Annotated in this window: 8 protein-coding genes; 1 reads left to right on the forward strand and 7 read right to left on the reverse strand. The window is 53.0% G+C overall.

What is annotated here, in order from left to right:
- Positions 1–222: 222 nt before the first annotated feature.
- Positions 223–1,653 (forward strand): type I glutamate--ammonia ligase, encoded by a 1,431-nt coding sequence (glnA, locus tag ABC831_RS25940; RefSeq protein WP_343250977.1) that lies wholly within the window; start codon positions 223–225, stop codon positions 1,651–1,653.
- Positions 1,654–1,812: 159 nt separating this feature from the next.
- Here the strand turns inward: glnA and ABC831_RS25945 are convergent, their stop codons facing one another.
- The 7 genes from ABC831_RS25945 to ABC831_RS25975 all read right to left on the reverse strand — a co-directional run bounded on the left by ABC831_RS25945 (position 1,813) and on the right by ABC831_RS25975 (position 10,522).
- Positions 1,813–2,877, reverse strand: coding sequence for an ABC transporter permease (locus ABC831_RS25945; RefSeq protein ID WP_343250978.1), 1,065 nt, complete (start codon positions 2,875–2,877; stop codon positions 1,813–1,815).
- Complete coding sequence (locus ABC831_RS25950) at positions 2,877–4,376, reverse strand: efflux RND transporter periplasmic adaptor subunit (protein WP_343250979.1); 1,500 nt, start codon at positions 4,374–4,376, stop codon at positions 2,877–2,879. The genes ABC831_RS25945 and ABC831_RS25950 overlap by 1 nt, the downstream gene beginning before the upstream one ends.
- 51 nt (positions 4,377–4,427) lie before the next feature.
- Entirely contained in the window at positions 4,428–5,267 is an 840-nt protein-coding gene (locus tag ABC831_RS25955) for a carbohydrate ABC transporter permease (protein ID WP_343250980.1), read from the reverse strand.
- 28 nt (positions 5,268–5,295) lie between these two features.
- A complete protein-coding gene (locus tag ABC831_RS25960) occupies positions 5,296–6,177 on the reverse strand; it encodes a carbohydrate ABC transporter permease (RefSeq protein ID WP_343250981.1) in 882 nt (293 codons plus the stop codon).
- Positions 6,137–8,434: an extracellular solute-binding protein gene (locus ABC831_RS25965; RefSeq protein ID WP_343250982.1), complete on the reverse strand. Its 2,298-nt coding sequence runs from the start codon at positions 8,432–8,434 to the stop codon at positions 6,137–6,139. Before ABC831_RS25965 ends, ABC831_RS25960 begins: the two co-directional genes overlap by 41 nt.
- A gap of 108 nt (positions 8,435–8,542) precedes the next feature.
- Positions 8,543–9,832: a sensor histidine kinase gene (locus ABC831_RS25970; protein ID WP_343250983.1), complete on the reverse strand. Its 1,290-nt coding sequence runs from the start codon at positions 9,830–9,832 to the stop codon at positions 8,543–8,545.
- 12 nt (positions 9,833–9,844) lie between these two features.
- Entirely contained in the window at positions 9,845–10,522 is a 678-nt protein-coding gene (locus ABC831_RS25975; protein ID WP_343250984.1) for a response regulator transcription factor, read from the reverse strand.
- Positions 10,523–10,858: the final 336 nt, after the last annotated feature.

The raw sequence follows: 10,858 nt of genomic DNA on the forward strand, positions 1-10,858 counted from the left end.
CCGGCCGAAGTGATTTGGCCCCACGGGATTCGCCGCCCGGTTCCAAAGGCCGGACCGCCTCCCTCCCTTCCCGGACCTTCGTCCACAAAATCCCCATTTACCAAAGTTGGCCGTGAATCGTAACATTCCCCCTCCTATAGCCGGATCTTTCAGTTGACAGGAAAGACAGAAGATTCCATAATGTTATACAAAGATCAAAAATTGCTATTCAGGGGGTTACATATGTTTGAAAATGTAAGACAGGCACAGGATTACTGTAAAAATCAGGGGATTCGGATGATCGATTTTAAAATGGTGGACATCAATGGACGCTGGAGACATCTGACGATACCCGCAGAGCGGCTGGATGAGAGTACGATGCGCTATGGAATCGGTTTTGACGGTTCGAATTATGGGTACGCACCGGTGGAAAAAAGCGACATGGTATTTCTGCCCGATCTGTCCACCGCCCATCCGGACCCGTTCACGGAGGTTCCCACGCTTTCCATGTCCGGAAATGTACGCATTTTAAAGGACTCAGGCAATGAACCCTTTGACCAGTATCCCAGAAATGTGGCGCTGAAGGCGGAGGAATTCATGCGCCGAAGCGGTATCGCGGACCAGATGATTATCGGGCCGGAGTTTGAATTCCATCTGCTGGACAGGGTCAGCTATGACTGCAGGCCGAATAAGGTATCCTACGAGCTGGATACCTTGCAGGCGGAATGGAATTCCGGGCTGCCCGGCGCGAATTCGGGATATCATGTGCCCCGTGAAGGCGGATATCACATCTGTGCCCCTCTGGACAGTTCCTATGATTTCCGAAGCAAGGTCTGCCTGATGCTGGCAGACTGGGGGATCGATGTCAAATATCACCACCACGAGGTGGGCGGCCCCGGCCAGGTGGAGATCGAGGTGGAGCTGGGAAGTATGACGGATATGGCCGACCGGACCATGATCCTCAAATATGTGGTCAGAAATGCCGCGGTGGCGGCAGGAAAGACTGTCACCTTTATGCCGAAGCCTATTTACCAGGAGGCCGGCAACGGAATGCATGTGCACATGCTGCTCAAAAAGGACGGACATCCGTTATTTTATGATGAGACCGGTTATTCCGGGCTGAGTAAAGAGGCGCATTGGTTCATGGGAGGGCTGCTGATGCACGCCCGTTCCCTGTGTGCGCTCACGAATCCGTCCACGAATTCCTTCAAGCGTCTGGTGCCCGGCTATGAAGCTCCGGTCACCATCGGCTATGCGACCTCCAACCGAAGTGCCGTGATCCGTATCCCGGCTTATGCCAAGGCGCCGGACGCAAAACGATTCGAGCTGCGCAACCCGGATGCCACCTGTAATCCCTACTATGCCTATGCCGCGATCCTCATGGCCGGTCTGGACGGGATTCTAAAGCAGACCGATCCCCATGCGCATGGCTGGGGGCCTTTTGACTGTAATCTGTATCAGCTTTCCGCAAAGGAGAAGGCGGGACTTGAGGCGCTTCCCGGGACCCTGTCCGAGGCACTGGATGCACTGGAAGAGGACCACGAATATCTCACCCGGGAGGGAGTATTTCCGGAACCTCTGCTGCATGCCTGGATAAAAAACAAGCGGGCGGAGGCGCAGCTGGTGGAGCAAATCCCGCATCCTGCGGAGATCGGGCTGTACTACGACCTGTAGGCATTTGGGGACATGTCCATTCCGGTTTGGGACAGGTACAAATCAGTTCGGGACAGGTACATATCGTCAGATGGTTTTCTACGAAAACCGTCTGACCGAAATGTACCTGTCCCGAACTGATTTGTACCTGTCCCAAACCGGAATGGACATGTCCCCAAACTACCGGCGGGCAGTCAGATACAGCAGGAGGCTGCTGCCCAGGGACCCGAACACGCACTGTTTCAGGCTGCCAAACAAGTAAGCTTCCTGATACCAGCCCTGGTAATTCTGAAGCTTCTGATGATCCACGGACAGCTCATGAAACTTCACGATCCAGAATTCAAAGTCCGATACCCCGGCCGGAACATAATCCGCAGGAAACCGTACAAAGATCCAGAACCACAGCGCCAGCAGACATCCTATACCGAGAACCTCCGCCAGCCGGCACAGGAATCTGACGTTCTGGTTCCGGGGAAGTAGCCCGATCCGGTAAGGTCCAAGCCTCTTCCAGCCCCAGCGTATAACTAACGCTGCGAATACCAGCACGGGCAGTCCCAGGAAAATCCCGGCGATACCCGCATAGAGACCGCCTTCTAAGAAGCTGTCATAAGTGGTCAGGCCCTGCCGGGCCAAAAAATTCCTGACCTCAGATGCGGAATACTCTTTTCCCTGATACCGGAACTCCAGGTTACAAAGCAGATCCGTTTTCTTCGCCCGGTTCAAGAGGATCTGTCCGCTGTCTGCTACGATTCCACGAACCACATACCCACTCCCGTCGACGCGAAGCGAGCAGCCAATGGTATCCGTGCTGCGGAACAGTTTCTCCGACAGGGCGCTGCTGATGACGCACCCCTCCTCATCCAGGCTGTTCACATAACTTCCGGACAGGAGTTCTCCCGGAAGGACCTCTCCCATATCTCCCCAGACACCGATCCGGTCCGTCTGGGTCTGGATGTTCAGCTCCGGATTCTCGGCATTCTGCTCTTCCTGCCGGTACCAGCCGGTGATATCGGGCAGTTCTTTTCCTTCCTGCCCTGCGCTCTGCTGCCCCGGCAGGGATGCCTTCTCTTCTTTCCCCTGCCGCTGTTGTTCGTAGAGCTCATCCAGCTGTTCACCGGTCATTCCGCGGTCTTTGTAATGTACGGTCGCCGCCGGCCCGAACGCAAGGACTCTGGTTCCCGAGGTCACACACACGGCACCCAGGATCAGGATTCCGGCCAGCATACCATATTGTAATATTTTCATTAAGATCCCACCCGTACTCTGTCCCCTTCACTGACATTTTTGCTGCTTCCGGTTATGATACGGTCATCGGCTGTCAGGGCATCTTCAATAGCTGCATATTGGCTGTTGCTCTTTAATACGACGATCGGGACCCGCACGGCCACGTCGGACTCTCCCAGGATGGTGGATTTCTTTTCCAGGATCAGGCAGTACTTCCCGCTCTGATCCTCACGCAATGCCTCGATGGGGATCAGACAGCGGTATTCCGTATCTGACATTTTTTCCAGGGAATAAGTCCCCTTGCCCGAGATCCGGTATTCACCCTCCGGCAGTTCGGCGATAAACGTAGTCCTGTCGTCATCTGCCTGGGCAGTATCTCCGGCTGCGTTTATCTCTGAGGCTCCCACAGGCTGGATCGTCTGAATCTGTGCCTTTACAGGCCCCTTTTGCTGCGGCAGCGCCACGTCGATGGAATCCCCTTCCTGCACCAGCTCCAGCGCACTTTCGCTTAGAGTGCCCACGAACTGATAAGCTCCGGTTCCGATCTCCACGATCTCGGTTCCCGTGGTGCTCGTACCGGGTACCACACCCATCCTGGTGATCACGCCGTCCACCTCCGCCTGCACTTCCCCGCCATCTGCGATCAGTTCATCGATCTTGGCCAGATCCTGTTCCTTCTGCTGGATCTCCAGTTTTCTTATCCTCTGCCCCAGTTCCGCCGCTTTCCTTATATTTTCCTCGTTCTTTTTAGAGTACTCATCATTCTTTTTGGCCAGTTCCCGGGCGTTTTCCGCTTGATCCAGAGCGTCCTTAAAGCTGTCCCGCTGGTCGGCGACCGCCTCCACTGCCTGGCGCTGCTGCTCCTCATAACTTTTAAAGTCCGCATCCGCCTGGGCCACCGCCGCCTCATAGTCCTTTTGAGCCTGTTCCTTTTCCTCCGGAAGCGCCTGATCGAGTGCGGCTTTGGCGTTCTCCCTGATCTGGTCACACTCGGCTTTTTTCGCGTTCATGTTTGCCTCATAGACATTCTTGGCATCGTCCACATCGTTTAATGACTGGTCGTAATGCTTCTGCGCCTGTTCCAGATTCGACAATGCCTGTTCTTCCTCCGATACCTTGCCGGACGGCTGATTGGAATACTCCTGCTGCTCATAGGCCAGCTGCAGCTTTTCCAGTTCTATGCTCCGCTCTTCCTTCTGCTCCTCCAGATCCTTCGTGTCCAGAAAAATAATCCCCTGTCCGGCCGTTACTTTTGTCCCGGCCGGCAGGACTTTATTGACCCGGTATCCCAGGGGAACTTCGGTGTATACCGCCTCGGCCGGGCGCACCGTTCCCTCCCCGTTCACTTTATAGACCAGATTCCCTTCCTTTTTCTTCCCGATGTCCACTTTCGGAAGCATAACGGCATCGATCGCGCGGGAGAGAATCGTCAGAATCAGCATTAGCACAAAGAAACCGATCAGCAGTTTCATTAATTTTTGTTTTTTCTCCGCCTTCGTAAGCTTCTTCTCTTTATCCATATATCCTCCAAGTGTGCGTCTTTTTGCACCTGTAAACGCCTCTTCCATCGGTTATTCTTTCAGCCCTGACGCCTCGATCCCCTGTTCCAGATAGCTCTGCCCCCACAGGAACAGGATCAGCGCCGGAGCCATCATGACGATGGAGGCTGAAAATGCCACGCTCAGCTGCTCCGTAGTAATATTCGGCAGGTACAGGGACATAGGCCAGAGTGTCTTTGTTTTCAAAAAAGCCAGAGGCTGTTCCATGGCGTTCCAATATTCCAGAAACCCCAGGATCATAGCCGAGAGTATCCCGGGCAGCCCTAACGGAAGCCCGATCTTCAGGAAAATGGCAATCTCCCCGGCCCCGTCTATTTTTGCCGCCTCGATAAAGGAACGTGGAATGCTTCGGAAAAACTTAGTCATGATAAATACGGGAAAGGTGGAAAATATCCCCGGCATGATGATCGCCCAGTGAGTGTCCATCATCGAAAGCTTATCTAACACCAGATAGCTGGACACCATAGTCACCTGAAACGGCATAATCATCAGGATCATGTAGAGGGTAAACAGCGCTTTTCTTCCCGGGAAATCGAACCTGCCAAAGGCCCAGGCAGCCGGAATCGAGACCAGGCATTCCCCGGCCAGGATTCCGAACACCTGCTTGCAGGAGTTCCAGAACATCACATAGAAGCCCGGCGAGTCGAACAGAAGTTCCAGATAGGCTTTCAGTGTGGGAAATTGGGGGATCGGAGAAAACTCTACGGATTTTCCGGTCCCGACCAGAACCGCCCCATAGTGCTTGAGGATCTCCGACGTCCCCATAAAGGAGCTGCCCGCCATGATAATCAATGGAAGAAAGACCACGGAGGATAATGTAAGAAGAAATAGAAAAGTAAGTTTTTTTCTCATGCCCTGCTCCTTTACACTTTGCTCCTCTTTAAGCCTCTGTATTTTTCTCATTCCGGTACTGAACCACCAGCAGGAATCCGGTGATCACCAGGGCGGTCAGTACGGCGGCCGCGCTCATTTTCTGGATATCCAGGGATACGAACCAGTTGTTGAACAGATGCTGCAGCATATAGATGCTGCTGTCCGGGTAATCACCGGCGATCAGATATGCCTCCCGGAATACTTTGAAAGAATTTACAAAAGACAGCACACTGATCAGGAATACCGTCGGCCGCAGTTCCGGCAGTGTGATGTAGCGGAAACACTGAAAGCGTCCGGCCCCGTCCACCCGGGCAGCCTCATAGAGCGCCGGTGAGATCCCGTTTAAACCGGCCAGCCACAGGATAATATCATAGCCGATATTCTTCCACAGATAGCTGAAAACCAGCACATAGAAAGCCGTAGAGCCATTCATCCAGTCCACGGGGGCCATGTGGAATACCGCCGTAATCTGATTTAAATACCCTTTCTCGTCAAAGACCAGCTGCCAGAGCAGCACAATGGATGCCACCGGGATCGCCATGGGCGTCAGGAAAATGGTCTTAAACCACTCCCCCGACCCAAACAGGCCCTGGATCAAAAGCGCCGTCAAAAAGGACAAAAGCAGCAGCAGCGGGATACAGGTGAGCAGGAACCTGCCGGTATTGGCAGCGGCCTGATGAAACGCCTCGTTCGTAAGTACGGTCTGATAATTCTTAAGTCCTACAAATCTTCCGCCCATCGCTTCATAAAAGGATCTGCGGATGACATCCAGAAACGGGATCAGTACAAAGGCGGCTACCCCCAGCAGGCTGGGGGCCAGGAACAGATACGCCTTAGCCGCCGTTTGATTATTCCGCCCGATACGTGTTTGCTTTCGTGCAGATGGCATCGGCTGCTTTCTCCGCCGTGACACTGCCGGCAAAAAATGCTTTGGCTTCATCCAGTATCATCTCCTTGAAAACCCGGTCTATATTCAGCGGTATCCGAAGCTCCCGGGCCATATCGATAAACTGGGTGATCTCTTCCCTGGTCGGCGGTTCCGCGTCTATTTTTATCTCTTCTCCGTCGATATTCATACTCATACCCAGGGAGTAATCCAGCACTTTCCCGCACCAGTTATCCAGGGACTTGGCATTGACCGGGAACCCGTTGCCCAGATCCGTATTCTGTTCCTCCTCAGAAAGCAGGAATTTCACAAAATCCTTTGCCATATCGCTCTGCCCGGACGCGCTGTTCACTCCTATCATGCCGCTGGGGATGAAAAGCCCGTTAACCGTAGAAATCATCTTGTCATACTCGGATACGATGGAGGTGGGATAACACAGATCATCGATCCCCTTCATCTCATCTGCCGCAGCCACATGATCCCGTACCGGGTAGGCACCCATATAAAAATTCATCTTTGCCCAATAGGGGGCTGCTGATGCCAGCCATTCCTTTAATTCTTCATCCGTGAGCGGAGGAAGCGGTTCCGTTTCCACTGTGGCTCCCAGCGCGTTGCCGGCGATCTGCACCGTATTCAGGAATTTCACCACAGATTCCTTATTCAGTTTCGATCCGTCGCCCACGATCTCTTCATAATTAATACTGAGAAGCAGTTTTGCCAGTTCATCGTAGGTAAACGTCTTTCCCCCTGCCAGCATAAACGGGGAATCCGGATTCTCCTGGACGTATTGCTGCAGGGTATCCAGCCCGGATATGGCTTTTACGACGTCGCCGTCACCGTAGAGGATAGGAACACTGAACCTGGCCGGTATGCCATACATCCTGCCTTCCTGGTCGGCGTAACTGTTCATGATGTTTTCCAGAAGCTCCCCGGAATCCAGCATCGGCTTCAGGATATCGGAGAGATCCGTTAGAACCCCTTTTTCTATATAAGAGTCAACCGGCAGACCGTCCAGGACCAGCAGATCCGCGCCTTTCCCGCTCAGCAGCTCGGTGTTCAGCGCCCTGATATAATCGGCCGTAGTCGAAGCGCCTTCCTCCGCCTCCGCCGTCGTATAGACGATCTGGACATCCGGATTGGCGATCTGGTATTTTCCGACCGCTCTGGCGATCACGTCACTCGTCTCCAGTCCAAATATCGTCATCTTCACACTCGGTACCGTAGCCACATTCGCATCGTACACATAATGGGCCACCTGCATATCATGGTCGTCACTATAGAGGACATAATAATCCTCGTTATCCCCAACCAGAAAACTGACGCCCCTGATCCCGGGGATACCTGCAGAACACAGGCTGCCGTCAATCACCGTCTCCTGAATCGTACCGCCGGCCTGCATATGCCGCAGTCCCACGGAATCCAGATACAGATACGCATCCAGACCTGAAAACCGCATGATGCCTTCCACATAGTCTTTCTCCTCCAGCACGATCATGTCCACCTGTTTACCGGTGTCCGCATCATATACCACGAAACCGTTGGAGTCCTCATTCAGGGTAAGAATCCTGTTCCCCTCCACGTCCAACAGGTCATTGACATCATCCACGTCAGCTCTTCCCTGCTCGAATTTCCGGATCTCACTGCCGTCTGTACCGCTATAGAGCACCAGCTCATTCGACATATAGGCGATCAGCACATCTCCCGATTCCATGATCTTCCAGCCGCAGGATACCCGATCCTTGCCGCCTGATGCCAGATCCGGGATGTTAACCTCCTCCGCAGTCCTCCCATCCATGGTCTTGACTATATGGTGTGTATAATCGTCATCATAATAGACGGCAAACAGGGAACCGTCATCTCCCTTTTCTATTCTTCTTATGCTTCCTTTGGCCTTTCCAACCGAATCCGTAAGCCAGGATGCGTCCTCCTGGACCCAGGTTCCATCCTCCTGAAGTATATTTCCGGTATAGGTTCCGGACAATATATTGAGTGTATACAGGATTTTTCGTCCCTGCTCATCTCTCAGAAGAGCGATCCCCGTGATGTCCCCATTCATCTCCTTCATCTGTTCGGGAAGCGCCACGGTCTGTTCGACGTATCTTCCCATCGGTGTATTTTCACTCTGGCCGCTTTGATCCTGTGTCGGATTGTCTTTGGCCGTCACGCCGCTTTTGCTCTCCTCTGATTTTTTCCCGCATCCGGCGGCCATTCCCGCGATCAGCGCGATCACCATTATGATTGAAATCCATTTTTTCTTCATAGGGTATTTCCTCCTTTTTTACTATCTTACAGAGGAATTCTCTAAAAATCTTTTAAGATCCCTGAATATAAGATCATGAAATTTTATTCTGTTAAGACCCGGCCGCTCTTAATCGTGTACCGGCAGGCTCAGCACGAAAGTACAGCCGCCCCCTTCCGTATCCTGTATGGTCAGCTCCCCTTTGTGCAGGATCGCCAGCTCCCTGGCAATGCTAAGTCCCAGCCCAAAATGCTGTTTGTCCTTGCGTGATTTGTCCGAACGGTAAAAACGGTCAAACACCTGCTCCTTCTGGTCGTCCGGTATGCCCGGGCCGTGATCAATCACCTGGATCAAAAGCTGGTTTCGTGAAGCAAAAGCTTTTAGCAGCAGCGGCATCTGGTTACCGCAATAGGCCAGCGCATTATCGATAAGAATACCGAGAAGCTGGGACAGGCGCTCCTGGTCCCCCTGAATCATGGGAAGGGTATCTTCCGACAGATCCAGCCGGAACAAAACCTTTCTCTCCCGGCAGACCGGTTCGTAGGTTTCGAACAGGTCCAGCAAAAAAGTATTCGGATCCACTGCGGAAAACCGGACCGTCCAGTTCCCGCTGTCCGCCGAGGCCAGAGTCAGCATATCACTGATCAGCCGGGCCATCCTCCTGCACTCTGCGCAGATGTTGGCGGTAAACAGCTCCGTCCGGGCAGGATCCGCCCCGATCGCCTGGGCCGAGGTCTGGATCACCATCAGGGGCGAGCGAAGCTCATGGGAAGCGGCGGCGATAAATTCCTGCTGCCTGCGTTTGCTCTGCTTAATAGGACGAAGGGACCGCTTGACAAAGATGCGGGCCGCCAGGAACAGCGCAGCGATTCCCAGGATATCCATACACGCAAAGAACAGCCGCTGCCTGTTCAATATCTGCAGGGAAGGGCTGATATAATAGAGAAGCAAAACACTTTTATATCCTTTGTTAGAAGGATAGGACATGGCAATACACTGATAACGGTCCCTGTGGTTCCCGGTGATCTCGAAAACCGGACTTATAGAATAGGTCGTAACCGGTCTGACGGATATGTCCGTTCCCAGCTCCCGTGCTTTCGACGCGGCTTTTTCCAGCAGGTAATCCCGGCCGCTGGGCGGTTCCCAGGCCCCCTTAAACAGGAGCGCGACCCCATTTTCCTCAATGTGGATCAGCAGGTCATTCTCCGTCTCCGTAGCGGCCAGCCAGGTAATATTAAAAGAACGGTCCGTCTGCAGCTTCGTGGTAACATTCATAACCTGTGTCTGGAAGTTCTCATCGATACGGCGGATCAGGGAAAGCTGGCTGTTGATGGAAATAGAAATAACCACCAGCGTAAGAATTACACCGGTGGTAAGCGTATACAAAAATGTCAGACGAAATTGAAGTTTTTTAAACATCGCTCATCCCCGCTATTCATTTGTCTCCAGCCGGTAACCGGCACCGTGGAGCGTCCGGATACAGGCCGCGCTTCCAAGGTTCTTCAAGCGTTTCCGCAGAAAATGAATATAATTGTCCAGGTTGCCGTCCTCCACCTCCGCATCCGGCCCCCAGACATGGGAAAAGATAGCCTCCCGGGTCAGCGAGGTTTCCGGATTCTGTAAAAAGTATTCCAACAGCAGGGCTTCCCTCTTCGACAGCTGGTTCCTGGTGTCCTGGCAGATCAGTTCCCGGTCATTGATCAATAAAGTCAGATCCGCGAAGGACAGGGCACTAACGTCCTCCACCCGCGCCGGACGTCTGGTGAGCGCCCGGATCCGGGCACTCAGCTCCTGAACATCATATGGCTTTACTATATAATCATCCGCCCCGCCGTCCAGTCCATCGATCCGGTCACTGATCTGGCTCATGGCGGTAGCCATAATCACAGGAGTGTGGATATTATTCTGCCGTATTTCCTTTATAATCGTTAGTCCGTCCAGGCCCGGGAGCAGACGGTCCAGCACGATGGCATCATAGTTCGTATGTATCACATAAAACATGGCATCTTCCCCATTCGTACAGACATCGGTCGTATAACCCTCTTTATTCAGCTGCACTTCGACTGCCTGGCAGATTTCCAGATCGTCTTCAATCAATAAAATTCTCAAATCTCTCCCTCCAATCCTTTCTTCCACAAAAATTCCCGTCTGCCGATCGGATAGCAGACGGATCACTTCAAATCCAGTATACAGGAAATTTCTCTAAAAATCTTTAAAATATTCTGAGTTTTTTAAGGTAATATATGGGTGGGGGATATGGGGCCGGGGATGAGGAATCCGGGGGGTGGGGCTCCTGTCCGGCACAGCGGTGTTTGGCTCCGTTCCGTCACTTAAGGCTGTTACCCGGTGAAATCTAAATGAAATCGGTCCGGCAGGTTTGCGGTCCGTGGCTGATTCGCCCCGAATGCCGGATGCATTCGCGGCTCAGCAGCCACCGAAAGACTG

Source organism: Diplocloster hominis, assembly GCF_032380655.1.
Taxonomy (GTDB): Bacteria; Bacillota; Clostridia; order Lachnospirales; family Lachnospiraceae; genus Diplocloster; species Diplocloster hominis.